At 61.2% G+C, this 23,425-nt stretch carries 23 protein-coding genes and 1 pseudogene; 21 read left to right on the top strand and 3 right to left on the bottom strand.

The window, feature by feature from the left end; translation table 11 throughout:
* Positions 1-206: 206 nt before the first annotated feature.
* The 10 genes from ACA065_RS02020 (at position 207) to ACA065_RS01975 (ending at position 13,131) form a co-directional block, all read left to right on the top strand.
* Positions 207-2,426 (top strand): primosomal protein N', encoded by a 2,220-nt coding sequence (locus ACA065_RS02020; RefSeq protein ID WP_497693097.1) that lies wholly within the window; start codon positions 207-209, stop codon positions 2,424-2,426.
* Positions 2,427-2,644: 218 nt separating this feature from the next.
* Positions 2,645-4,381 carry an arginine--tRNA ligase gene (gene argS / locus ACA065_RS02015; RefSeq protein ID WP_497693096.1) on the top strand — a complete coding sequence of 579 codons (1,737 nt, stop codon included), beginning with the start codon at positions 2,645-2,647 and terminating at the stop codon, positions 4,379-4,381.
* A gap of 1 nt (position 4,382) precedes the next feature.
* On the top strand, positions 4,383-5,084 hold the full coding sequence (locus tag ACA065_RS02010) for an SPOR domain-containing protein (protein WP_053253947.1): 702 nt from the start codon (positions 4,383-4,385) through the stop codon (positions 5,082-5,084).
* A 258-nt stretch (positions 5,085-5,342) separates the two neighbouring features.
* Positions 5,343-5,873 (top strand): ATP-dependent protease subunit HslV, encoded by a 531-nt coding sequence (gene hslV, locus ACA065_RS02005; RefSeq protein ID WP_497693095.1) that lies wholly within the window; start codon positions 5,343-5,345, stop codon positions 5,871-5,873.
* 36 nt (positions 5,874-5,909) lie between these two features.
* Entirely contained in the window at positions 5,910-7,247 is a 1,338-nt protein-coding gene (gene hslU / locus ACA065_RS02000) for an ATP-dependent protease ATPase subunit HslU (RefSeq protein WP_497693094.1), read from the top strand.
* A 137-nt stretch (positions 7,248-7,384) separates the two neighbouring features.
* The gene (locus ACA065_RS01995) at positions 7,385-7,762 is read left to right on the top strand and encodes a gamma-butyrobetaine hydroxylase family protein (RefSeq protein ID WP_159953777.1); all 378 of its coding nucleotides are present in this window, start codon (positions 7,385-7,387) and stop codon (positions 7,760-7,762) included.
* Between the two features lie 249 nt (positions 7,763-8,011).
* Positions 8,012-9,691 (top strand): class II poly(R)-hydroxyalkanoic acid synthase, encoded by a 1,680-nt coding sequence (phaC, locus tag ACA065_RS01990; protein WP_497693093.1) that lies wholly within the window; start codon positions 8,012-8,014, stop codon positions 9,689-9,691.
* Positions 9,692-9,866: 175 nt separating this feature from the next.
* Positions 9,867-10,712, top strand: coding sequence for a poly(3-hydroxyalkanoate) depolymerase (gene phaZ, locus ACA065_RS01985; protein WP_497693092.1), 846 nt, complete (start codon positions 9,867-9,869; stop codon positions 10,710-10,712).
* A gap of 88 nt (positions 10,713-10,800) precedes the next feature.
* Positions 10,801-12,483, top strand: coding sequence for a class II poly(R)-hydroxyalkanoic acid synthase (gene phaC, locus ACA065_RS01980; protein ID WP_497693091.1), 1,683 nt, complete (start codon positions 10,801-10,803; stop codon positions 12,481-12,483).
* 27 nt (positions 12,484-12,510) lie between these two features.
* Positions 12,511-13,131, top strand: coding sequence for a TetR/AcrR family transcriptional regulator (locus ACA065_RS01975; RefSeq protein ID WP_497693090.1), 621 nt, complete (start codon positions 12,511-12,513; stop codon positions 13,129-13,131).
* Between the two features lie 176 nt (positions 13,132-13,307).
* Here ACA065_RS01975 and ACA065_RS01970 read toward each other — a convergent pair whose 3' ends face one another.
* The 3 genes from ACA065_RS01970 to ACA065_RS01960 form a co-directional block, all read right to left on the bottom strand.
* Positions 13,308-14,279: a phasin family protein gene (locus ACA065_RS01970; RefSeq protein WP_497693089.1), complete on the bottom strand. Its 972-nt coding sequence runs from the start codon at positions 14,277-14,279 to the stop codon at positions 13,308-13,310.
* Positions 14,280-14,291: 12 nt separating this feature from the next.
* The gene (locus ACA065_RS01965) at positions 14,292-14,714 is read right to left on the bottom strand and encodes a phasin family protein (protein ID WP_242170406.1); all 423 of its coding nucleotides are present in this window, start codon (positions 14,712-14,714) and stop codon (positions 14,292-14,294) included.
* Positions 14,715-14,819: 105 nt separating this feature from the next.
* Positions 14,820-15,095 (bottom strand): polyhydroxyalkanoic acid system family protein, encoded by a 276-nt coding sequence (locus ACA065_RS01960; RefSeq protein WP_497693088.1) that lies wholly within the window; start codon positions 15,093-15,095, stop codon positions 14,820-14,822.
* Positions 15,096-15,240: 145 nt separating this feature from the next.
* Here ACA065_RS01960 and ubiE point away from each other — a divergent pair, with 145 nt between their 5' ends.
* The 11 genes and pseudogenes from ubiE (at position 15,241) to ACA065_RS01905 (ending at position 23,361) form a co-directional block, all read left to right on the top strand.
* Complete coding sequence (gene ubiE, locus ACA065_RS01955) at positions 15,241-16,011, top strand: bifunctional demethylmenaquinone methyltransferase/2-methoxy-6-polyprenyl-1,4-benzoquinol methylase UbiE (protein WP_497693087.1); 771 nt, start codon at positions 15,241-15,243, stop codon at positions 16,009-16,011.
* Positions 16,011-16,634 carry a ubiquinone biosynthesis accessory factor UbiJ gene (locus ACA065_RS01950; RefSeq protein WP_497693086.1) on the top strand — a complete coding sequence of 208 codons (624 nt, stop codon included), beginning with the start codon at positions 16,011-16,013 and terminating at the stop codon, positions 16,632-16,634. Before ubiE ends, ACA065_RS01950 begins: the two co-directional genes overlap by 1 nt.
* Positions 16,631-18,235 (top strand): ubiquinone biosynthesis regulatory protein kinase UbiB, encoded by a 1,605-nt coding sequence (gene ubiB, locus ACA065_RS01945; protein ID WP_497693085.1) that lies wholly within the window; start codon positions 16,631-16,633, stop codon positions 18,233-18,235. Before ACA065_RS01950 ends, ubiB begins: the two co-directional genes overlap by 4 nt.
* Before the next feature lie 41 nt (positions 18,236-18,276).
* Positions 18,277-18,669, top strand: coding sequence for a phosphoribosyl-AMP cyclohydrolase (gene hisI, locus ACA065_RS01940; protein WP_497693084.1), 393 nt, complete (start codon positions 18,277-18,279; stop codon positions 18,667-18,669).
* A gap of 2 nt (positions 18,670-18,671) precedes the next feature.
* Positions 18,672-19,004, top strand: coding sequence for a phosphoribosyl-ATP diphosphatase (locus ACA065_RS01935; RefSeq protein ID WP_003209299.1), 333 nt, complete (start codon positions 18,672-18,674; stop codon positions 19,002-19,004).
* Between the two features lie 25 nt (positions 19,005-19,029).
* The gene (locus ACA065_RS01930) at positions 19,030-19,308 is read left to right on the top strand and encodes a twin-arginine translocase TatA/TatE family subunit (protein ID WP_012721795.1); all 279 of its coding nucleotides are present in this window, start codon (positions 19,030-19,032) and stop codon (positions 19,306-19,308) included.
* Positions 19,309-19,318: 10 nt separating this feature from the next.
* Positions 19,319-19,750 carry a Sec-independent protein translocase protein TatB gene (gene tatB, locus ACA065_RS01925; protein ID WP_497693083.1) on the top strand — a complete coding sequence of 144 codons (432 nt, stop codon included), beginning with the start codon at positions 19,319-19,321 and terminating at the stop codon, positions 19,748-19,750.
* Positions 19,747-20,538 carry a twin-arginine translocase subunit TatC gene (tatC, locus tag ACA065_RS01920; protein WP_065930773.1) on the top strand — a complete coding sequence of 264 codons (792 nt, stop codon included), beginning with the start codon at positions 19,747-19,749 and terminating at the stop codon, positions 20,536-20,538. The genes tatB and tatC overlap by 4 nt, the downstream gene beginning before the upstream one ends.
* Positions 20,535-21,242 carry a 16S rRNA (uracil(1498)-N(3))-methyltransferase gene (locus tag ACA065_RS01915; RefSeq protein WP_497693082.1) on the top strand — a complete coding sequence of 236 codons (708 nt, stop codon included), beginning with the start codon at positions 20,535-20,537 and terminating at the stop codon, positions 21,240-21,242. Before tatC ends, ACA065_RS01915 begins: the two co-directional genes overlap by 4 nt.
* Positions 21,243-21,444: 202 nt before the next feature.
* A pseudogene (locus ACA065_RS01910) lies at positions 21,445-22,455 on the top strand (methyl-accepting chemotaxis protein); the annotation flags it as partial.
* 33 nt (positions 22,456-22,488) lie between these two features.
* Complete coding sequence (locus ACA065_RS01905) at positions 22,489-23,361, top strand: methyl-accepting chemotaxis protein (RefSeq protein WP_497695284.1); 873 nt, start codon at positions 22,489-22,491, stop codon at positions 23,359-23,361.
* The last annotated feature ends 64 nt before the right edge of the window (positions 23,362-23,425 follow it).

Here is a 23,425-nt window from a genome sequence, read left to right as displayed (position 1 = left end):
TGGGAGCGGGCTTGCTCGCGAAAGCAGTGTGTCAGTCGCCGAAAATAGTGGCTGATCTAGCGCATTCGCGAGCAAGCCCGCTCCCACAGGAAATCGCATTGTTCTGAAAATCCGATTCCAACAGCAGAGACAGGACACCTCCACCGCAGGTCTGCTAGGCTCCCGCCCCTGCGCCACCGCCTGCCTTTATAGATGAGACCCCTCGCGTGCCCGACGCCATTTTGCGCCTAGCCCTGCCCTCGCCCCTGCGCCGCCTGTTCGACTACCGTGCCCCGGCCGGCGTGCTGCGGGCGCAGTTGCAGCCAGGCATGCGCGTGCGCGTGCCGTTTGGCCGGCGGGAGATGATCGGCGTTCTGATCGAAGTCGCCGACCACAGCGAAGTGCCCGCAGAAAAACTCAAGCCCGCCATCGCCATCCTCGACACCACTGCGCCACTGCCACCGGCCTTGTTCAAGCTGTGCCTGTGGACCGCCCAGTATTACCAGCACAGCCTCGGCGACACGTTGAGCTGGGCGCTGCCGGTACTACTGCGTCAGGGCGAACTGGCCGAAGCACGCCAGGAACGCTTCTGGTCGACAGTGCCCGGCGCGCGCCTCGACGACCCGCGCATTGCCCGCGCGCCGCGCCAGCGTGAAGCCCTGGCGACCCTGGCCCAACACCCGCACGGCGTGGCTCATCAGCTATTAAGCAAGCTGATGCTGAGCAAAGACAGCCTCGACCTGCTGCTGGCCAAAGGTTTGGTGCAGGTGGAAATCCGCAAGCACGCACCGGACCCGCGCCACGAGCACTGGCTGGCGCAGCCGGAACTGCCGCTGAACCCCGAGCAGCGCGCGGCGTACGAAGCCATTCGCGCAGGTTTCGACAGCTTCCACGCGTTCCTGCTCGCCGGCGTGACCGGCAGCGGCAAGACCGAAGTGTATCTGCAGCTCATCCGCGAAACCCTGCAGGCCGGTAAACAGGCGCTGGTGCTGATCCCGGAGATCAACCTGGGCCCGCAAACGCTGGCGCGTTTCGAGCAACGCTTCAATGCGCGCATCGCCCTGGTGCATTCGGCGGTCAACGACCGCGAACGCCTGGAGTCCTGGCTGGCGGCGCGGGACGGCGAAGCCGACATTATTATCGGCACCCGTTCGGCGCTGTTCACGCCAATGAAAAATCCCGGGCTGATCATCATCGACGAGGAGCACGACGGCTCCTACAAACAGCAAGAAGGCCTGCGTTACCACGCCCGTGACCTGGCGCTGGTGCGCGCACGCCAGGAAGACATCCCGATTGTGCTGGGCTCGGCCACGCCGTCCCTGGAAAGCCTGCACAACGCCTACACCGGCCGTTATGGGCTGCTACGCCTGAACGAGCGTGCAGGCGGTGCCAAGCAACCGCGTTTCCTGCGCCTGGACGTAAAAAGCCGCCCGCTGGACAGCGGCATTTCCGGGCCGATGCAACAAGCCATCGGCCAGACCCTCGCCGCCGGCCAGCAAGTGCTGGTGTTTCTCAACCGCCGGGGGTTTGCGCCGACGCTGCTGTGTCATGACTGCGGCTGGATGTCGGAGTGCGAGCGCTGCGATGCGCGCATGACCGTGCACCAGCGCCACGGCGAGTTGCGCTGCCACCACTGCGGCCATGTGGAGCGCACGCCGCGCCACTGCCCGCAATGCGGCAAAGTGGATTTGCGCCCAGTGGGTGCGGGCACCGAACGCGCTGAGGAACGCCTGGGGATTCTGTTTCCGGATTACCCGGTGCTGCGCGTCGACCGCGACAGCACTTCGCGCAAGGATGCGATGAATCAGCTGTTCGCGACCATTCAAAAAGGCCAGCCGTGCATTTTGATCGGTACGCAGATGCTTGCCAAAGGGCACCACTTTCCACGGGTGACGCTGGTGTCGATCCTGGATGCCGACGGCGGCCTGTTTTCCGGTGACTTCCGCGCCAGCGAGCGCATGGCGCAACTGATCGTGCAGGTCGCAGGCCGCGCCGGGCGTGCCGAAGAGCCGGGCAAAGTGATTATCCAGACGCACCTGGCCGACCACCCGCTGCTGATTCAGCTGACAGAACAAGGCTACTTTGCCTTCGCCGAACAGGCGCTGAGCGAACGCCGTTCCGCCGGCCTGCCGCCGTTCTCACATCTGGCACTGCTGCGGGCTGAAGCGCATAAACCGGGGCAGGCAGAAAGTTTTCTGGATGAGGCCTGCACCGCCGCCGAACGTTTGCTCGGCGAACTGGGTCTGACCGGCATCGAGTTGCTCGGCCCCGTGCCCGCGCCCATGGAGCGCCGCGCCGGGCGTTATCGCGCTCAGCTACTCTTGCAGGCAACGTCCCGCGCACCGCTGCATCGGCTATTAAGTAGCTGGTTGCTTGCTCTGGAGCAAATGCCCAGCGGCCGGCAGGTGCGATGGTCACTGGATGTGGACCCGGTAGATTTGTATTGAATACCCCTTGTGGCGAGGGAGCTTGCTCCCGTTGGGCTGCGTAGCGGCCCCAAGCTTTTGGGAGCGCTTCGCACTCCAGCGCAAGCAAGCTACCTCGCCACAGGTTAATCGTCCGTGAAGGTCCCGCGAAGGTTGGCAAGCCCGCCCTCGCCACGGATAATGCCCAGTTTTTCCACCTGCGCATCGCGCGCCGCCGCTTGCGGTCGAAAGAGAACACCATGAAAGACACCATTCGCCAGCTGATCCAACAAGCCATCACCCAACTCGTCAACGAAGGTGTGTTGCCTGAAGGCCTGACGCCGGCGATCCAGGTGGAAAACACCCGCGACAAGACCCACGGCGACTTCGCCAGCAACATCGCGATGATGCTGGCCAAGCCTGCGGGCCTGAAGCCGCGCGACCTGGCGGAAAAAATCATCGCCGCCCTGCCGGCTGACGAAAGCGTCACCAAGGCCGAAATCGCCGGCCCTGGCTTTATCAACTTCTTCCAGAACACCCAGGCCCTGGCTTCGCGCCTGGACGCCGCCCTGGCCGACGCCAAGATCGGCGTGCGCAAGGCAGGCCCACTGGAGCGCGTGGCAGTTGACCTGTCAGCCCCCAACCTGGCCAAAGAGATGCACGTGGGCCACCTGCGTTCGACCATCATTGGCGACGGCGTGGCGCGGGTGCTGGAGTTCCTCGGTGACACCGTGATCCGTCAGAACCACGTGGGCGACTGGGGCACCCAGTTCGGCATGCTGATGGCGTACCTGCAGGAAAACCCGATCACCAGCAACGAGCTGGCCGACCTGGAAAACTTCTACCGCGCCGCCAAAAAGCGTTTTGACGAATCCGAAGAGTTCGCCGACCGCGCCCGTGGCCTGGTGGTCAAGCTGCAAGCCGGTGACGAGGAATGCCTGGCGCTGTGGGGCCGTTTCCGCGAGATCTCGCTGTCGCACTGCCAGGAAATCTACGAACTGCTCAACGTGAAGCTGACCATGGCCGACGTGATGGGCGAAAGCGCCTACAACGACGACCTGATCAACGTGGTCAACGACCTCAAGGCCAAGGGCCTGCTGGTCGAGAGCAACGGCGCGCAGTGCGTGTTCCTTGAGGAATTCAAAACCGCCGACGGCGAGCCGCTGCCGGTGATTATCGTCAAGGCCGATGGCGGCTACCTCTATGCCACCACCGACCTGGCGGCCGTGCGCTACCGCAGCGGTGTGCTCAAGGCCGATCGTGCCTTGTACTTCGTCGACCAGCGCCAGGCCCTGCACTTTCAGCAGGTGTTTGAAGTGGCACGTCGCGCGGGCTTCGTCACCCACCCGATGCACATGGAACACATGGGCTTTGGCACCATGAACGGCGCCGACGGCCGCCCGTTCAAGACCCGTGATGGCGGCACCGTGAAGCTGATCGACCTGCTGAACGAAGCCCAGGAACGCGCCTACAACCTGGTGAAGGAAAAGAACCCGGAGCTGGCCGAAGCCGACCTGCGCAACATCGCCCGCGTGGTGGGCATTGGCGCAGTGAAATACGCCGACCTGTCCAAGCACCGCACCAGCGACTACAGCTTCAACTTCGAGCTGATGCTCAACTTCGAAGGCAACACCGCGCCCTACCTGCTGTACGCCTACACCCGCGTGGCCGGCGTGTTCCGCAAGCTGGGCAAGGATTTCAGCGAAGTTGAGGGCCAGATCGTGCTGGATGCCCCGCACGAACAGGAGCTGGCGGCCAAGCTGGCGCAATTTGGCGAAGTGCTGAACAGCGTCGGCGAGAAAGGCACGCCGCATATCCTCTGCACCTATTTGTATGAAGTCGCCGGCCTGTTCTCCAGCTTCTACGAGAACTGCCCGATCCTCACCGCCGACGACGAAGCCCAGAAGCAAAGTCGCCTGCGCCTCGCCGCACTGGCTGGACGGACCCTCAAGCAAGGCCTGGAACTGTTAGGCCTGGAAACCCTGGAGCGTATGTAAGTTGGCTGCCAAGAAAAAACCTGCACCCAAGCGCGGCGCCAGCCGCTATCAGGCACCGGCAAAGAAGCCTATTCCGGGCTGGTTGTGGATGGCCATCGGCCTGGCGGTCGGTGCGTTTGTCGTGATCCTGATGAAGCTGGAGCCGGGCAAGGGCGATGACGTTAAACGCGTCAAGCAAGAGCAGCAGAAGGCCACCAAAATGGCCGAAGCCAACAAGACGGCACCAAGCCCGACCGCACCGGTGAAGCCGAAGTACGACTTCTATACGCTGCTGCCGGAATCGGAAGTGATCGTGCCGCCCGATGCCGTGCCGGAAAAAACCCTGCCCACGCCGCAAGTGCCGACGACGCCGGTTACGCCTGCGGAAGCGGCGAAGATCGACACGGCGCGCGCGCAAGCCGCGCTGGCCGGGATCACCCCGCCACCGCCGCCGCCGGTGGCGACCACCAAGGCTGCGCCGGTGACCAAGTTCTTCCTGCAAGCGGGCTCGTTCCCTAAACAGGCGGACGCGGATCGCGTGCGTGCGCAGATCATTCTGCTGGGCCAGGCGGTGACAGTGGAGTCCGGCACGGTGAAGGATGCGACCTGGTATCGCGTACTGGTGGGGCCGTTCAGTAACCGTGAACAGCTGACCGTGGCGCAGAAGCAATTGGCCGGCGCAGGGTTTAGCAACCTGTTGTTACAACAACGCCAGAGCCGTTGATTCTTTAGTCAACGCGCAACCAATGTGGGAGCGGGCTTGCTCGCGAATGCGGTAGATCAGTCAATATTTCCTGCGACTGACACACCGCATTCGCGAGCAAGCCCGCTCCCACATTTGGTTTTGCGGTCTGCTTGAGAATGTGTAAGACCAATAAACACCACTCGTCCGCACACCCCTCCTACGGTTGAAATCCCCCCCGCCACCCCCATATGAGATTCCATCAGGGCATTTTCGCCCCGCTGCGTGGAGACTCTCCCCTTGACCACCATCGTTTCAGTACGTCGCCACGGCAAAGTCGTCATGGGCGGCGACGGCCAGGTTTCCCTTGGCAACACCGTGATGAAAGGCAACGCCAAAAAAGTGCGTCTCCTGTACCACGGCCAGGTTCTCGCGGGTTTTGCCGGCGCTACCGCCGACGCCTTCACCCTTTTCGAGCGTTTCGAAGGCCAGCTGGAAAAACACCAGGGCCACCTCGTACGCGCTGCGGTCGAACTCGCCAAAGAATGGCGTACAGACCGCTCCCTCAGCCGCCTGGAAGCCATGCTGGCAGTCGCCAACAAAGACGCGTCCTTGATCATCACCGGTAACGGTGACGTGGTTGAGCCTGAGCATGGCCTGATCGCCATGGGCTCCGGCGGTGGCTACGCCCAAGCGGCCGCCAGCGCATTGCTGAAGAAAACCGACCTGTCGGCCCGTGAAATCGTCGAGACTGCCTTGGGCATCGCCGGCGATATCTGCGTGTTCACCAACCACAACTTCACCATTGAGGAGCAGGACCTCGCCGAGTAAGCCGTAGGCTTATTCCGCTTGAGGCCGCCAAACACTATGTCCATGACTCCCCGCGAAATCGTCCATGAACTTAATCGCCATATCATCGGCCAGGACGATGCCAAGCGCGCCGTTGCCATTGCGCTGCGTAACCGCTGGCGCCGGATGCAACTGCCGGAAGAACTGCGCGTTGAAGTAACCCCGAAAAACATCCTGATGATCGGCCCGACCGGCGTCGGTAAAACCGAAATCGCCCGGCGTCTGGCCAAGCTGGCCAATGCCCCGTTCATCAAGGTCGAAGCCACCAAGTTTACCGAAGTGGGCTATGTGGGCCGCGACGTCGAGTCGATCATCCGTGACCTGGCCGACGCCGCCTTGAAGCTGCTGCGCGAACAGGAAATGACCAAGGTCAGCCACCGCGCCGAAGACGCCGCCGAAGAGCGCATCCTCGACGCCCTGCTGCCACCGGCACGCATGGGCTTCAACGAAGACGCCGCGCCAAGCTCGGATTCCAACACCCGTCAGCTGTTCCGCAAGCGCCTGCGTGAAGGCCAGCTGGACGACAAAGAGATCGAGATCGAGGTCGCCGAAGTGTCCGGCGTCGACATCTCCGCCCCGCCTGGCATGGAAGAAATGACCAGCCAGCTGCAGAACCTGTTCGCCAACATGGGCAAGGGCAAGAAGAAAAGCCGCAAGCTCAAGGTCAAGGACGCACTCAAACTGGTGCGTGACGAAGAAGCCGGGCGCCTGGTCAATGAGGAAGAACTCAAGGCCAAGGCCCTGGAAGCCGTTGAGCAGCATGGCATCGTGTTTATCGATGAGATCGACAAGGTGGCCAAGCGCGGCAACTCCGGTGGCGTCGATGTGTCCCGTGAGGGCGTACAACGCGACCTGCTGCCGCTGATCGAAGGCTGCACCGTGAACACCAAGCTGGGCATGGTCAAGACTGACCACATCCTGTTTATCGCCTCTGGCGCGTTCCACCTGAGCAAGCCAAGCGACCTGGTGCCGGAGCTGCAAGGCCGCCTGCCGATTCGTGTGGAACTCAAGGCGCTGACCCCGGGCGACTTCGAGCGCATCCTCAGCGAGCCGCATGCCTCGCTCACCGAGCAGTACCGCGAGCTGCTGAAAACTGAAGGTTTGGGCATCGAATTCCTGCCGGACGGTATCAAGCGCCTGGCGGAGATTGCCTGGCAGGTTAACGAGAAGACCGAAAACATCGGTGCCCGTCGCCTGCACACCTTGCTTGAGCGCCTGCTGGAAGAAGTGTCCTTCAGCGCCGGCGACATGGCAGGGTCGCAGAATGGCGAAGCGATCAAGATCGACGCCGACTACGTTAATAGCCACTTGGGCGAATTGGCGCAGAACGAAGACCTGTCTCGTTATATCCTGTAAGCCTCACTCAGGACCGCTTTGCTTTACTGTGGGAGCGGGCTTGCTCGCGAATGCGGTGTCTCAGCTGACTGACACACCGTATTCGCGAGCAAGCCCGCTCCCACATTTTGAAGCCGGTTCCTTCAGGATCATCGCCAATGTCGAAATTCCCCACTGCTGTAAACCTGCACAAAACCTCCAACACCCTCGGCCTCACCTACGGCCCAGACGAGGTGTACCAGCTCCCCGCCGAACTGCTGCGCACCCACTCGCCTTCCGCCGAGGTCCAGGGCCACGGCAAACCCATCCTGCAATTCGGCAAACTCAACGTCAGGCTGATCAAGATAGAACCGGCCGGTCAGTACGCACTGAAATTGACCTTCGACGACGGCCATGACAGCGGGTTGTTCACCTGGGACTACCTCTACCAGTTGGCCGTGCGCCAGGAAGCACTGTGGGCCGACTATCTTGCTGAACTTAAAGCGGCCGGTAAAACCCGCGACCCGAGCGAGTCGGTCGTGCGCCTGATGCTCTAACTCAGGCATCTTGCTCTTTAGAGGGCATTTTCTAATTTCATCTGCTTGAATGCCCTGTCGCGCGGTCAACGATTGGCCCGCTTGCGAAAAAAATTAAACTCGGGTAACCAATGGGACTGGCAAGTTCCCTGCATTTGACGATGCGGTATCAACGGTCACCCGAGTCGCAGTACCAGGCTGGTGTCGTGTATCGAAATTGGGTGCGCAGCAATCGCCGGTACTCGTCTTTCGGACAATGGAGCGTCGTAGATGAGTAACAAGAATAACGATGACTTGAAACGCCAAGCCTCGGAAAACACCCTGGGGCTGAACCCGATCATCGCGTTACGCAAAAAGGACTTATTGGCCTCGGCCAAGATGGTGCTGACCCAAGCCATCAAGCAACCGTTGCACAGCGTCAAACACGTCGCCCACTTTGGCGTCGAATTGAAGAATGTGATGTTCGGCAAATCCGCGCTGGCACCCGAAGGCGATGACCGTCGCTTCAACGACCCGGCGTGGAGCCAGAACCCGCTCTACAAGCGCTACTTGCAAACTTACCTGGCGTGGCGCAAGGAACTGCACGACTGGATCGGCGACAGCAACTTGTCGGAACAAGACATCAGCCGCGGCCACTTCGTGATCAACCTGATGACCGAAGCCATGGCCCCCACCAACAGCGCGGCCAACCCGGCGGCGGTTAAACGCTTCTTTGAAACCGGTGGTAAAAGCCTGCTCGATGGCTTGTCCCACTTGGCCAAGGACATGGTGCACAACGGTGGCATGCCGAGCCAGGTCAACATGGGTGCCTTTGAAGTGGGCAAGACCCTGGGCACCACCGAAGGCGCCGTGGTGTTTCGCAATGATGTGCTGGAGCTGATCCAGTACAAGCCGATCACCGAACAGGTGCACGAGCGCCCGCTGCTGGTGGTGCCGCCGCAGATCAACAAATTCTATGTATTCGACCTGAGCCCCGAGAAGAGCCTGGCGCGCTTCTGCCTGCGTAACGGCCAACAGACGTTTATTGTCAGTTGGCGTAACCCGACCAAGGCCCAGCGCGAGTGGGGCCTGTCGACCTACATCGAGGCGCTCAAGGAAGCGGTCGATGTGGTCACGGCGATTACCGGCAGCAAAGACATCAACATGCTCGGCGCCTGCTCCGGCGGGATCACCTGCACCGCGCTGCTGGGCCACTACGCGGCGCTGGGCGAGAAGAAGGTCAACGCCCTGACTCTGCTGGTGAGTGTGCTGGACACCACCCTGGACACCCAGGTGGCGCTGTTCGTCGACGAACAGACCCTGGAAGCGGCCAAGCGCCATTCCTACCAGGCCGGTGTGCTGGAAGGCCGCGACATGGCCAAGGTGTTTGCCTGGATGCGCCCCAACGACCTGATCTGGAACTACTGGGTGAATAACTACCTGCTGGGCAATGAGCCGCCGGTGTTCGACATCCTGTTCTGGAACAACGACACCACGCGCTTGCCGGCAGCCTTCCACGGCGACCTGATCGAACTGTTCAAGAACAACCCGCTGGTGCGCGCCAACGCCCTGGAAGTGTGCGGCACGCCGATCGATCTCAAGCAAGTCACCGCCGATATCTACTCACTGGCCGGCACCAACGACCACATCACGCCGTGGCAGTCCTGCTACAAGTCGGCGCAGCTGTTTGGTGGCAAGGTCGAGTTTGTGTTGTCCAGCAGCGGGCATATCCAGAGCATCCTCAACCCGCCAGGCAACCCCAAGGCGCGCTACCAGACCAGTGATGGCCTGGCGGGCAAGCCACTGGAGTGGCAGGAGAATGCGACCAAGCATACTGATTCCTGGTGGTTGCATTGGCAGGTCTGGCAGGCGGAGCGGGCGGGCAAATTAAAGAAAGCACCTACGAGCCTGGGTAACAAAACCTATGCCGCAGCTGAGGCGGCACCGGGTACTTATGTGCATGAAAGATAAACGAAACACAGTTTTGTAGCTGGAATGCGGTCAACTGTGGGAGCGGGCTTGCTCGCGAAAGCGGTGTGTCAGCCACCGAATGCATCAACTGACACACGGCTTTCGCGAGCAAGCCCGCTCCCACACTGGCCGAGTTCCGACAGGGAAATAGTGCGCCATTTCGCAGGGTAAGCCCATGCCGCAACCGTTCATCTTCCGTACCATCGACCTGGATGGCCAGGCCATCCGCACGGCGGTACGCCCGGGCAAGCCTCACTTGACGCCATTGCTGATCTTCAATGGCATCGGCGCCAACCTTGAGCTGGTGTTTCCGTTCGTCCAGGCGCTGGACCCGGACCTGGAAGTGATCGCCTTCGATGTGCCGGGCGTAGGTGGCTCCTCAACACCCAATCGGCCGTATCGGTTTCCCGGCCTGGCCAAACTCACCGCACGCATGCTCGATTACCTGGACTATGGCCAAGTGAATGCCGTGGGTGTGTCCTGGGGCGGCGCGCTGGCGCAACAGTTCGCCTATGACTACCCGGAACGCTGCAAAAAACTGATTCTCGCCGCCACCGCGGCCGGTGCGTTTATGGTGCCGGGCAAACCCAAAGTGCTGTGGCTGATGGCCAGCCCCCGGCGCTATATCCAACCGTCCCACGTGGTGCGCATCGCGCCGATGATTTATGGCGGCTCGTTCCGCCGCGACGCCAAACTGGCCGCCGAGCATGCGAGCAAAGTGCGCTCGGCCGGCAAGCTCGGTTATTACTGGCAGCTGTTTGCAGGGCTGGGCTGGACCAGCATCCATTGGCTGCACAAGATTCGCCAGCCGACGCTGGTGCTGGCCGGTGACGACGACCCGCTGATCCCGCTGATCAACATGCGCATGCTGGCCTGGCGCATTCCCAACGCGCAGTTGCACATCATCGATGATGGCCACCTGTTCCTGATCACCCGGGCCGAAGCCGTAGCGCCGATCATCATGAAGTTTCTCGAGGAGGAGCGCCTGCGGGCCGTGATTCACCCGCGACCGGGCGTGTAAGGACTACACCGCCGCGCAACTTGCCGAGAACCGACTATGGTTCTGAATTGGCGTGCCTGTTGTTGCCTTGACGAAGGAGTGTTGGCTCATGCGAGAAAGACCCGTGACGAACCCGGCGCCCACCCCAGCCGTGTTCATCAATGCGCAAAATGCGATCACCGGCCTGCGTGGTCGGGACTTGCTGGCGACCCTGCGCAGCGTTGCCGCGCACGGCTTGCGCAACCCGGTGCACACCGCGCGTCACGCCCTGGCGCTGGGCGGTCAGCTCGGCCGCGTGCTGCTGGGCGAAACCGTGCATGAACCCAACCCCAACGACGCGCGCTTCATCGACCCCACCTGGACACTCAACCCGCTGTATCGACGCAGCCTGCAAGCCTACCTGAGCTGGCAGAAACAAACCCGCCACTGGGTCGACGACAGCACCCTCAGCGCCGACGACCGCGCCCGTGCCCATTTCGCGTTCTCCCTGCTCAATGATGCCGTATCGCCCTCCAACACCTTGCTCAACCCACTGGCTGTCAAGGAGCTGCTCAACTCGGGCGGCAACAGCGTGGTGCGGGGCGTGAGCAACCTGTTTGACGATTTGTTGCACAACAACGGCCTGCCCCGCCAGGTCAGCAAACACGCGTTCGAAGTCGGCAAGACCGTGGCGACCACACCCGGCTCGGTGGTGTTTCGTAACGAGCTGCTGGAGCTGATCCAGTACAAGCCCATGAGCGAAAAACAGTACGCCAAGCCGCTGCTGATCGTGCCGCCGCAAATCAACAAGTACTACATTTTCGACCTGAGCCCGGCCAACAGCTTTGTGCAGTACGCGCTGAAAAATGGCCTGCAGACGTTTATGGTCAGCTGGCGCAACCCGGATGTGCGCCATCGCGAATGGGGGCTGTCCACCTACGTCGCCGCACTGGAAGAAGCGCTCAACGTGTGCCGGGCGATTACCGGCGCCCGCGAGGTCAACTTGATGGGCGCTTGCGCCGGTGGCCTGACCATCGCCGCGCTGCAGGGCCACCTGCAAGCCAAGCGCCAGCTGCGGCGCGTCTCCAGCGCCAGTTACCTGGTGAGCCTGCTGGACAGCCAGCTCGACAGCCCCGCCACGCTGTTCGCCGATGAACAAACCCTGGAAGCCGCCAAGCGCCGCTCCTACCAGCAAGGCGTGCTCGACGGTCGCGACATGGCCAAGGTGTTTGCCTGGATGCGCCCCAACGACCTGATCTGGAACTACTGGATCAACAATTACCTGCTGGGCAAGGAGCCACCGGCGTTCGATATCCTGTACTGGAACAACGACAACACACGCCTGCCCGCCGCACTGCACGGCGACTTGCTGGACTTCTTCAAACACAACCCGCTGAGCCATCCGGGCGGCCTGGAAGTGTGTGGCACGCCCATCGATTTGCAGAAGGTCACGGTGGACAGCTTCAGCGTGGCCGGGATCAACGACCACATCACGCCGTGGGACGCGGTGTATCGCTCCACGCAATTGCTTGGCGGTGAGCGGCGCTTTGTGCTGTCCAACAGCGGGCATGTGCAGAGCATCCTCAACCCGCCAGGCAACCCCAAGGCCAATTACGTCGAAAACCTCAAGCTGAGCAGCGATCCGCGCGCCTGGTACTACGACGCCAACCATGTCGAAGGCAGCTGGTGGCCGCAGTGGCTGGATTGGATTCAACAACGCTCCGGCGTGCAGCGCGAAACCCTGACCGCCCTGGGCAACCAGAATTACCCACCGATGGAAGCGGCGCCGGGCACTTATGTGCGCGTGCGCTGAGCTCAACGATCACATTAAGAAGACTGGATGAAGACCCGCGACCGTATCCTTGAATGTGCCCTGCAGTTGTTCAACCACAAGGGCGAACCGAACGTGTCGACCATGGAGGTGGCCAATGAAATGGGGATCAGCCCTGGCAACCTCTACTATCACTTCCATGGCAAGGAGCCGCTGGTGCTCGGGCTGTTCGAGCGCTTTCAAAATGAACTGGCACCGCTGCTCGATCCGCCTGCGGATGCACAACTCAGACCCGAAGATTATTGGCTGTTCCTGCACTTGATCGTCGAGCGCATGGCCCACTACCGGTTTCTGTTCCAGGACTTGTCGAACCTGGCGGGGCGCTTGCCGAAGCTGGCCAAGGGCATTCGCAACCTGCTCACGGCGCTCAAGCGCACGCTGGCTTCGTTGCTCGCGCGGTTGAAGGCGGCGGGGCAGTTAGTCAGTGATACTCAGGCGCTGGGGCAATTGGTGGAGCAGATCACCATGACTCTGCTGTTTTCGCTGGACTACCAGCGAATCCTCGACCGTGAAGGCGAGGTGCGCGTGGTGGTGTACCAGATCATGATGCTGGTGGCGCCGCATCTGCTGTTGCCGGCAAGGCAGGCGACCGAAAAATTCGCCCTTAAATACCTGGAAGACATGGATTAAAAATGTGGGAGCGGGCTTGCTCGCGAATGCGGTGTGTCAGACAGCACATCTGTTACTGATACACCGTATTCGCGAGCAAGCCCGCTACCACACTTGGAGACAGGATGTTCTTCAGAGCGTGCCAATAAAAAACGCCCGACCTTCACAGGCCGGGCGTTTTTTGTGCCCTGAAAAAATCAGGACTGGCTGGTTGGCGTCGGGGTTACCGGCGATGCAGTCGGGGTAGCAGCGTGCGTCGGTGCGGTCACCGAGTTGGCTGTCGAAGCGGTTGGCGCTGGGGTGGCAGGCTTGGCCGCAACGGCAGGCTTTGGCGCTGCTGGTTTTTTCGCTACCGCGGGCTTCTTGGCGGCGGCGGGTTTTGCCGCAGGCTTTGCAGCCACAGGTTTTGCTGCAGCAGGTTTAGCGGCTGGCTTGGCTGCAGATTTCGCAGCGGCCGGCTTGGCAGCGGCGGTTTTAGCAGCGGGTTTGGCAGCTGCCTTGGCAGCAGGTTTAGCCGCGGGCTTGGCTGCTGCTTTAGCGGCTACTGGTTTAGCAGCAGGCTTGGCGGCAGGTTTTGCAGCAGCGGTTTTAGCGGCAGGCTTGGCAGCCGGTTTGGCCGCGGCTTTAGCTGGGGCCTTGGCCGCAGGTTTGGCAGCCGGCTTGGCGGCAGCTTTAACCAGAGGCTTGGCCGCAGATTTTGCAGCAGGTTTGGCGGCAGCTGTTTTAGCGGCAGGCTTGGCAGCCGGTTTAGCCGCAGCAGCTTTAGCCGGGGCCACTTTGGCGCCGGTGAGCTTTTCGATTTGCTTGGTCAGGGTGTCGACCTTGCTGTGCAGCGTCTTCAATTCCGCTTTACTGGGCACGCCCAGTCGCGAAATGGCACTGTTAAGACGCTTGTCGAAAGTCTCTTCCAACTTGCCCCATGTATCCGAAATGCTCGACTTGGCGGAACCCGCGCTTGCCTTTGCCGCTTCGACTTTTTTACCGACTGTGGTTTTGGTCAACTTCTCGGCCTTCTCGCCGTCTTTGACCAAAGTCTCGAAGTACTTACCGCCGTCACTGCTAACCTTCGAGTACACGCCTAAACCAGCAAGCCAGATCTTACGGGAATATTTTTCAACTTCCCCGATCCACGAGCTGCCTTCTTTCTGAGTAGTCTTTTTAACAGCCATCCCGATGTCTCCTTAGTGTTTACGCGCGACACGTTCTAGCAATGCCGTCAGCTCTTCGAGCTTAGCAGAGAGTGTCTCAACGTCATGTTTAGACGCAATGCCGATCCGATTCAAGGCACTTGCAACACGCGTGTCAAAAGCTTTTTCAACTTTATCCAGTTGAACTTCAACCAAACCTTTGACGCTTGAGACATTACTCTTTACTTGGTCAATCTGACTGTTGGCGGCATCAAGTTGTTCAACCACAACTTTTTTGCCTTTACTTTCAACATGTTGACCGGTCTTTACCAGCTCTTTGAAGTACTCGCCACCCTCACTGCCGACCTTGGCATAAGCGCCAAGACCCGCCAGCCAGATCTTGCGGGCATAGCTTTTAACGTCACTCAGGGTGGTGGTCTGAACGTCGATTTTTTTCTTCAAAATAACTTTGGCCATGGTGCACCTCACGCAGATTAGGGTCGAGGAACGGCCCACAAGAGTTGAGGGCTTGGGCACAAAGTAGGGTGAAAAATTAGAATCGGCACCCTAAGCGCGTTCAGATCAGGCCAGTGCCTTATCCAGGGCTTTCTCGATTTCGGACTTGATAGTGCCACTCATGGCCGACATCAACAGGCCCAGTTCCACATCAATGCGCAGCGAATCATCCGCCACCCGTACCGTGCCTTTAACCCCCGAACGTTTGAGGTTGAGGGTATCGCCGGACCAGGATGACTCCAGGCCATAGTGCTCCTGGAGTTTGTGCGCCAACTTCTCGGCCTTCGCGCGCGCGCCGTCTTTACCCAGGGAATGTGCACGCTCAACGGTAATACGGGCCATTGCTATGACTCCTCTTTATAACGACTCAGAACACCTGCCATGCGGCAAAAGGTCTCGGTGACCGCCTATCTTACCTTCAGCCTTGCCAAGACAAAGTAGGCCTTGGGGATTATCATGTCCCGCATTCTCTTTTGGTGACAGCGATATGACTGATCAGCGCAAAGGCAGCGATGCCGAACCCACCACTCACTTCGGCTTCAAGAACGTCCCGGAAAGCCAGAAAGCGGAAAAAGTCGCTGAGGTGTTCCACTCCGTAGCCGCCAAGTACGACCTGATGAACGACGTGCTGTCGGGCGGCATGCACCGCCTGTGGAAGCGCTTCACCATTGAGTTGTCGGGCGTACGCACCGGCAACCGCGTGCTGGACATCGCCGGCGGCACGGGCGACCTGGCGGCCAAGTTCTCCAAGCTCGTCGGCCCTACCGGCCAGGTCGTGCTGGCAGACATCAACGGCTCGATGCTCAAGGTCGGCCGTGATCGCCTGCTGGATAAAGGCGTGGCCGGCAATATCGAATTCGTCCAGGCCGACGCTGAGAAGCTGCCGTTCCCGGACAACCATTTCGACTGCGTGACCATCGCCTTCGGCCTGCGCAACGTGACCCATAAAGAGGACGCGATCCGCTCGATGCTGCGCGTGCTCAAGCCGGGCGGCCGCCTGCTGGTGCTGGAGTTCTCCAAGCCGACCAACGCGCTGATGTCCAAGGTCTACGACACTTACTCGTTTGCCTTCATGCCGTTGATGGGCAAGCTGATCACCAATGACGCCGAAAGCTACCGCTACCTGGCCGAATCGATCCGCATGCACCCCGACCAGGAAACCCTGAAGTCGATGATGCGTGACGCCGGTTTCGACCGTGTGACCTACCACAACATGACCGCAGGGGTAGTCGCTCTGCACCGCGGCATCAAGCCCTGATGCTGTTCGCAGGCCTTCTCGCCAGCGTTGAACACGGCCTCAACCGTGTACTGCGCCTGGACAGCACCGCCTTGGCGCGGCTCGCGCACTTGAACGGCAAGATCATCGCCGTTGACTGCACCAGCCCCGCCTTGCAGCTGTTTATCCTGCCCAGCGACGAAGGCTTGCTGCTGGCAAGTGATTGGGCCGCCGAAGCGGACTGCACCTTGCACGCACCGGCCTCGAGCCTGTTGCACCTGGCGCTAAGCCGCAACAAAACCGCCATCCTGCACAGCCCCGAAGTGGAGCTGGAAGGCGACAGTGCGGCGCTGATGGACCTGGCCGCGGTGCTGCAAGACCTGGAACTGGACTGGGAATACGAGCTGTCACGCTGGATCGGGCCGGTGCCTACCCAGCTGATCAGCGGGCACCTGCGCAGCCGCTCGCGCTGGTATCAACAAGGGTTCGCCAGCCTCAGCCAGAACCTCGCCGAATACCTGAGCGAAGAATCGCGCACCCTGGTCGGAGAAAGGGAAGCGCAAGCGCGCTTTCGTGAACTCGACAAGGCCAAAATCGACCTGGAACGCCTCGAGGCGCGCTTCGAGCGCCTGAGCCGTTCCCTTGATCCAAGCGATAACGCATGAAGCTGCTCGCCGTCCGCCGTTTGTTTCGTATCCAGCGCGTCGTAATTCGCTACCGCCTTGATGACCTGCTGTTCGCCCTGCCCCTGCCATGGTTCCTGTTGGCGGTGCGCTACGTGCTGCCGTGGCGCTGGTTCCCGCGCAAACAGCTGGAACTGAGCCGTGGCGCGCGCCTGCGCCTGGCGCTGCAGGATTTGGGGCCGATTTTTATCAAGTTCGGGCAGATCCTCTCCACCCGCCGCGACTTGCTGCCCGAAGACATCGCCGACGAGCTGATGCTGTTGCAGGACCGCGTACCGCCGTTTGACTCCCAGCAGTCGATGAAGCTGATCGAAGAGCAACTGGGCAAGAAGATCAGCGAAGTGTTCAGCCGCTTCGACGTCGCCCCCCTGGCCTCGGCGTCTGTGGCGCAAGTGCACGCAGCGCAGCTCAAGACCGGCGAAGAAGTGGTGGTGAAGGTGATTCGCCCCGGCCTCAAGCCGATCATCGGCCAGGACCTGGCGTGGCTGTTCATCCTCGCCCGCGCCGCCGAGCGTTTCTCCGCTGACGCGCGCCTGCTGCACCCGGTGGACGTGGTCGCCGACTACGAAAAAACCATCTACGACGAACTCGACCTGCTGCGCGAAGCCGCCAACGCCAGCCAGCTCAAGCGCAACTTCGAAGGCTCGCAGCTGCTGTACGTGCCGCAAATCTATTGGGACTGGTGCCGCCCTAAAGTGCTGGTGATGGAGCGCATCTACGGTGTACAGGTCACCGACCTCGCCACCCTGGCCGACCAGCGCACCGACATGAAGATGCTCGCCGAGCGTGGCGTGGAGATCTTCTTCACCCAGGTGTTCCGCGACAGTTTCTTCCACGCCGACATGCACCCGGGCAATATCTTCGTCAGTACCGTCAACCCGTGGAGCCCGCAGTACATCGCGATCGACTGCGGCATCGTCGGCAGCCTGACCCCGGAAGACCAGGATTACCTGGCGCGCAACCTGTTCGCTTTTTTCAAGCGTGACTACCGCCGCGTGGCGCAGTTGCACATCGATTCGGGCTGGGTGCCGGCAGAAACCAAGCTCAACGAATTCGAAGCAGCGATCCGCACGGTGTGCGAGCCAATCTTTGAAAAACCGTTAAAAGATATTTCCTTCGGCCAAGTGCTGATGCGCCTGTTCCAGACCGCCCGCCGCTTCAATATGGAAGTGCAGCCGCAGTTGGTACTGCTGCAAAAAACCCTGCTCAACATCGAAGGCCTGGGCCGTCAGCTGTACCCGGACCTCGACCTGTGGAACACCGCGCAGCCGTTCCTTGAGCGCTGGATGCGTGAGCGCGTCAGCCCGAAAACCTTGCTGGGCAACCTGCAAAGCCAAGTGGAGCAGCTGCCGCACCTGGCCAACATGACCCGCGACCTGCTGGAACGCATGTCTCAGCCCCACGCCAAAGACCCCGCGCCGCCGTGGCAAAAGCGCAAGGACGACTGGTTCCTGCGCCTGCTGGGCGCCGCGCACCTGGTTGGCGGCGTGATGCTCGCCATCGGTGGGCCGCTGAACCAACTGGGCCATTGGCCGGCCGGCATCATGGTCGCCGTGGGTGTTTATCTGATCGTGCGCCGATAGCCGATCCAGTTATACACTGTCGCAAATTGCCGGAGCCGAACATGAAAGACTGGCTGGACGAGATCAAGTGGGACAGTGACGGCCTGGTGCCGGCCATTGCCCAGGACTACAAGACCGGGCGCGTGCTGATGATGGCCTGGATGAACCGTAAAGCCCTGAGCCTCACTGCCGCTGAGCAGCGCGCCATTTACTGGTCACGTTCGCGTGGCAAACTGTGGCGCAAGGGTGAAGAGTCCGGGCACGTGCAAACCCTGCACGAGATGCGCATCGACTGCGACGCCGACGTGGTGATCCTCAAGGTCGAGCAGATCGGCGACATCGCCTGCCACACCGGCCGACACAGCTGCTTCTATCGCGTATTCGAAAACGGCGAATGGAAGGTCGTAGAACCGGTGCTCAAAGACCCGCACGCCATTTACTCGGCAGGACACTGAACATGAGCGATACCCTGAACCGTGTGGCCCAGGTGCTGGAAGACCGCAAAGGCGCGGACGCCGACAGCTCCTACGTCGCCAGCCTTTATCACAAGGGCTTGAACAAGATCCTGGAAAAACTCGGCGAAGAATCCGTCGAGACGATCATCGCCGCCAAAGACGCACAGATCAGCGGCGACTGCAGTGATGTGATCTACGAAACCGCTGACCTATGGTTCCACAGCCTGGTCATGCTCGCCCAACTGGGGCAGCATCCACAGGCCGTGCTGGATGAACTGGACCGTCGCTTCGGCTTGTCCGGGCACGCCGAAAAGGCCTCGCGCCCGTCCGCCTGAATAACTTTTACAGAGGAGTTGCAGCATGGGCATTTTTGACTGGAAACACTGGATCGTCATTCTGGTAGTCGTGGTACTGGTGTTCGGCACCAAGAAACTCAAGAACCTGGGCACCGACGTCGGCGAGTCGATCAAGGGCTTTCGTAAAGCCATGAACGATGACGAAAAGCCGGCCGACCCTGTGGTCAATCCCGTTCCACCGGCTCAGCCCGTGCACCCGCAGGCCACTCAGCCAATCACCGAACGTCGTACCTTCGACGTGCAGGCTGAAAAAGTCGAAGAGCCGACCCGCAAAGACTCGTGAGCACTGACTAATGTTTGGTATCAGCTTCTCTGAACTGCTCCTCGTCGGCCTCGTGGCCCTGCTGGTGCTGGGCCCGGAACGCCTGCCCGGTGCCGCGCGCACGGCCGGCCTATGGATCGGGCGCCTGAAACGCAGTTTCAACGCCATCAAACAGGAAGTTGAACGGGAAATCGGCGCCGACGAGATCCGTCGGCAACTGCACAACGAACATATTCTGTCGTTGGAGCAGGAAGCGCGCAAAATCCTGTCGCCGGTGAATGAACCGAGCAAGCCGGCAGAGCCCGTGGCCGAGCACAGCATCGCGCCGCCTGCCGTGGCCCAAGCGGCCCCCGTGGTGGAACACACCCCGGCACCGCCCGCTCCCGCCCCGACCGAGCCAGCGCCGACGCCCGTTGCGTCGCCCGCTCCCCATGACCCTACATTGCCGCCGCGAGCCCCATGAGCGCTGATAAACCGGAAAACGACCAGCACATGCCACTGGTCTCGCACCTCACCGAGTTGCGTACCCGCCTGCTGCGTTGCGTAGCGGCGATCTTCATCATCTTTGCAGGGCTGTTCGCTTTCACCCAGCAGATCTACACCTTCGTCTCGACGCCACTGCGCCAGTACCTGCCGGCTGGCGCGACGATGATCGCCACCGACGTGTCATCGCCGTTCCTGACGCCTCTGAAGCTGACCATGATGGTCTCGCTGTTCCTGGCGATCCCGGTGATCCTGCATCAGATCTGGGGCTTTATCGCGCCGGGCCTGTACAAGCATGAGAAGCGCATCGCGGTGCCGTTGCTGGTGTCGAGCATCCTGCTGTTCTACACCGGCATGGCCTTCGCCTACTTCCTGGTGTTCCCGCTGATCTTCAAGTTCTTCGCCGCCGCCACCCCGGCCGGCGTAGAGATGATGACCGACATCACCAGCTACCTCGACTTCGTGATGACGCTGTTCTTCGCCTTTGGCGTGGCCTTCGAAATCCCGGTGGCCGTGGTGCTGCTGGTGTGGATCGGTGTGGTCGACGTCAAATACCTGAAGAAAGTGCGCCCGTACGTGATCATCGGCTGCTTCGTGGTCGGCATGATCCTGACCCCGCCGGACATCTTCTCGCAGACCCTGTTGGCCGTGCCGATGTGGATGCTGTTCGAGATCGGCATCCTGTTCAGCAGCCTGATCACCAAGCGTGGCGAGCACCCGGATGACCAACCTGCCGACGACGACCAGCCGCCAGCGACGCAGCCGTGAACCTGCTGCTGCTTGAAGAGGCCGACTTTATCGCGGCCGACCGGGTGGTCCTGCGTGATCGGCGCCTGGTGCATATGCAGGAAGTCCACCGCGCGGCGGTAGGCGACAACCTGCGGGTGGGGCGTATTGGCGGGCTGATGGGCAATGCGCACCTGCTGCGCCTGGAAGCCTGCGAAGCCGAGTTGCACGTCAGCTTTGATGTGCCGTTGCCAACCAAGCTGCCGCTGACCTTGCTGCTGGCCCTGCCGCGCCCGAAGATGCTGCGCCGGGTGCTGCAAACCGTGGCGGCCATGGGCGTGCCCAAGGTGGTGCTGGTGAACAGCTACCGCGTGGAGAAAAGCTTCTGGCAAACCCCGTTCCTTGAGCCTGCGGCTATTCGCGAGCAGCTTATTCTCGGCCTGGAACAGGCGCGCGACACGGTGCTGCCCGAGATTGTCATCGAAAAACGCTTCAAACCGTTCGTCGAAGACCGCCTGCCGGCCATGACCGCAGGCACCCTCGGCCTGATCGGCCATCCGGGTGATTACCCGGCCTGCCCACGCGGGCTGGATGAGCCTGTGACCCTGGCCATCGGCCCGGAAGGTGGCTGGATACCCTACGAAGTGGACCTGCTGACCAAGGCCGGCTTGCAGCCGGTGCAGCTGGGCGCGCGCATCCTGCGCGTAGAAACCGCAGTCACCGCCCTGCTCGCCCGGCTGTTCTAGCGATAACCCGGCACACAACGCCAAACTAATGCGGGAGCGGGCTTGCTCGCGAAAGCGGTAGGTCAGTAACACCCCTGTCGACTGACCCACCGCATTCGCGAGCAAGCCCGCTCCCACAGTGGATCGGTGTCGCTACAGAATCTTCCTACGTTGCCGATAGCCTCTGAATAAGTCCAAGCCTTGTTCCAGGGGAGATTGCAGCATGTATCGTTGGTTAGCCGAAAAGCTGGGGAATGTGAGCGTCAACCGCAAGCTGAGCATTGGTTTTGGCTTGGTGTTGATCCTGACGCTGTTGACAACTTTCACCGGCTGGACCGGCCTGGGTGATGTGATCAGTCGCGGTGACAAGCTGGGCTTTATCTCCAGCCTCAACGGGCTGACCAAAGACCTGCGCCTGGCGCGCCTGGACTTCGAAACACGGCGTGGCGAACAAGGTACTGGCGCGGTCGATGAGCTGATCAAGCAGCTGGACAACGGCCTGAAAACCGCGCAAACCCTGATCGAGCAACCCGGCGACAAGGCCCTGGTCGAGCAACAACAGGATGCCCTGAACCAATACAAAAAGGCCTTCGCCGCCATGGTCCAGGCCGGCCTCAAGCGTGAAGGCGCGCGCAGCAAGCTCGGCGATACCGCCGACAATGCTGTGGCCAAGATCAATGAAGTCGAAAAATCCCTGCTGCAAGGTGACAGCGTCACCCAGTTCAACAGCGTGGTCGACCTGAGCAAACTCATCCAGCAATCGCGCTTCCAGGTGCGCGGCTACACCTACAGCGGCAAGACCGAAGCCGAGCAACCTGCGCTGGACGCCATCGACAACGCCCTGAAGAAAATCACCGAACTCCAAGGCCAACTGCCGGAGCAGTACCAGGCCAACCTGCAAGAAGCCGGCGTGTCGTTGCAAGCCTACCGCGCGGCTGTCAGCCAGTACCGCGACTCCCAGGTCGCCAACGCTGCGGCCCTGAAAATCATCACCGCGCAAGGCGATATCCTGCTGGGCCATAGCGACAAACTCACCACCTCGCAAACCGCCGTGCGCGATGCCGATGCGGCGCAAGCCAAGCAGCTTTTACTGTTGGCCACGGTGCTGGCGCTGATCTTCGGCGTGGTCGCCGCCTGGGCCATCACCCGGCAGATCGTCATTCCGCTGAACCAGACCCTCAAAGTCGCTGAACGCGTGGCCTCCGGCGACCTGAGCCACAACCTCAACTCCACGCGCCAGGACGAACTGGGCCAATTGCAGCGCTCCATGCAAAGCATGACCGTCGGCCTGCGCGAGCTGATTGGAGGCATCAGCGACGGCGTGACCCAGATCGCCAGCGCCGCCGAGCAACTGTCGGCCGTGACCGAGCAGACCAGCGCCGGGGTTAACAGCCAGAAGATCGAGACCGACCAAGTGGCCACCGCCATGAATGAAATGGCCGCCACCGTGCAGGAAGTGGCGCGTAACGCCGAAGAGGCTTCCGAAGCCGCCGTGGCCGCTGACCAGCAGGCCCGTGAAGGCGACAAGGTAGTCAGTGAAGCGATCGCCCAGATCGAGCGCCTGGCCACCGAGGTCGGCAACTCAACCGAAGCCATGGGCCATCTCAAGCGCGAAAGCGACAAGATCGGCAGCGTGCTCGACGTGATCAAGTCGGTGGCCCAGCAAACCAACCTGCTGGCACTTAACGCGGCGATTGAAGCGGCGCGTGCCGGTGAAGCCGGGCGTGGCTTTGCCGTGGTGGCCGATGAGGTGCGCAGCCTGGCCCAGCGCACGCAGAAGTCCACCGAAGAGATCGAAGAGCTGATCGTCGGCCTGCAAAGCGGCACCCAGCAGGTGGCGACCATCATGGACAACAGCCGTGGCCTCACCGACAGCAGTGTCGAGCTGACCCGTCGTGCCGGCAACGCGCTGGGCAATATCACCCGCACTGTCTCGACCATCCAAGCGATGAATTCGCAGATTGCCACCGCCGCCGAGCAACAAAGCGCCGTGGCCGAAGAAATCAACCGCAGCGTATTGAACGTGCGGGATGTGTCTGAACAGACCTCTTCGGCCAGTGAAGAAACAGCGGCGTCGAGTGCCGAACTGGCGCGCCTGGGGATCTACTTGCAGACCCTGGTCGGGCGTTTCCGTATTTGATCCGTCCTACGCGGCGGTCAGTCCCGACCGCCGCAACTTGTGAAACGTCCTACGCAGTTATCAG

The organism is Pseudomonas sp. LBUM1640, assembly GCF_059716225.1.
This window is presented reverse-complemented; position numbering and strand designations above follow the sequence as displayed.

Bases quoted from the DNA above. Each gene is read 5' to 3' on its own strand.
- phaC (WP_497693093.1), top strand. From the start codon at position 8,012: ATGAGTAACAAGAATAACGATGACTTGAAACGCCAAGCCTCGGAAAAC.
- ACA065_RS01975 (WP_497693090.1), top strand. From the start codon at position 12,511: ATGAAGACCCGCGACCGTATCCTTGAATGTGCCCTGCAGTTGTTCAAC.
- phaC (WP_497693091.1), top strand. From the start codon at position 10,801: ATGCGAGAAAGACCCGTGACGAACCCGGCGCCCACCCCAGCCGTGTTC.
- ACA065_RS01950 (WP_497693086.1), top strand. From the start codon at position 16,011: ATGCTGTTCGCAGGCCTTCTCGCCAGCGTTGAACACGGCCTCAACCGT.
- ACA065_RS01970 (WP_497693089.1), bottom strand. From the start codon at position 14,279: ATGGCTGTTAAAAAGACTACTCAGAAAGAAGGCAGCTCGTGGATCGGG.
- hslU (WP_497693094.1), top strand. From the start codon at position 5,910: ATGTCCATGACTCCCCGCGAAATCGTCCATGAACTTAATCGCCATATC.
- argS (WP_497693096.1), top strand. From the start codon at position 2,645: ATGAAAGACACCATTCGCCAGCTGATCCAACAAGCCATCACCCAACTC.
- ACA065_RS01995 (WP_159953777.1), top strand. From the start codon at position 7,385: ATGTCGAAATTCCCCACTGCTGTAAACCTGCACAAAACCTCCAACACC.
- hisI (WP_497693084.1), top strand. From the start codon at position 18,277: ATGAAAGACTGGCTGGACGAGATCAAGTGGGACAGTGACGGCCTGGTG.
- tatB (WP_497693083.1), top strand. From the start codon at position 19,319: ATGTTTGGTATCAGCTTCTCTGAACTGCTCCTCGTCGGCCTCGTGGCC.
- tatC (WP_065930773.1), top strand. From the start codon at position 19,747: ATGAGCGCTGATAAACCGGAAAACGACCAGCACATGCCACTGGTCTCG.
- ACA065_RS01965 (WP_242170406.1), bottom strand. From the start codon at position 14,714: ATGGCCAAAGTTATTTTGAAGAAAAAAATCGACGTTCAGACCACCACC.
- ACA065_RS01960 (WP_497693088.1), bottom strand. From the start codon at position 15,095: ATGGCCCGTATTACCGTTGAGCGTGCACATTCCCTGGGTAAAGACGGC.
- ubiE (WP_497693087.1), top strand. From the start codon at position 15,241: ATGACTGATCAGCGCAAAGGCAGCGATGCCGAACCCACCACTCACTTC.
- ACA065_RS01905 (WP_497695284.1), top strand. From the start codon at position 22,489: ATGCAAAGCATGACCGTCGGCCTGCGCGAGCTGATTGGAGGCATCAGC.
- ACA065_RS01935 (WP_003209299.1), top strand. From the start codon at position 18,672: ATGAGCGATACCCTGAACCGTGTGGCCCAGGTGCTGGAAGACCGCAAA.
- ACA065_RS01930 (WP_012721795.1), top strand. From the start codon at position 19,030: ATGGGCATTTTTGACTGGAAACACTGGATCGTCATTCTGGTAGTCGTG.
- ubiB (WP_497693085.1), top strand. From the start codon at position 16,631: ATGAAGCTGCTCGCCGTCCGCCGTTTGTTTCGTATCCAGCGCGTCGTA.
- phaZ (WP_497693092.1), top strand. From the start codon at position 9,867: ATGCCGCAACCGTTCATCTTCCGTACCATCGACCTGGATGGCCAGGCC.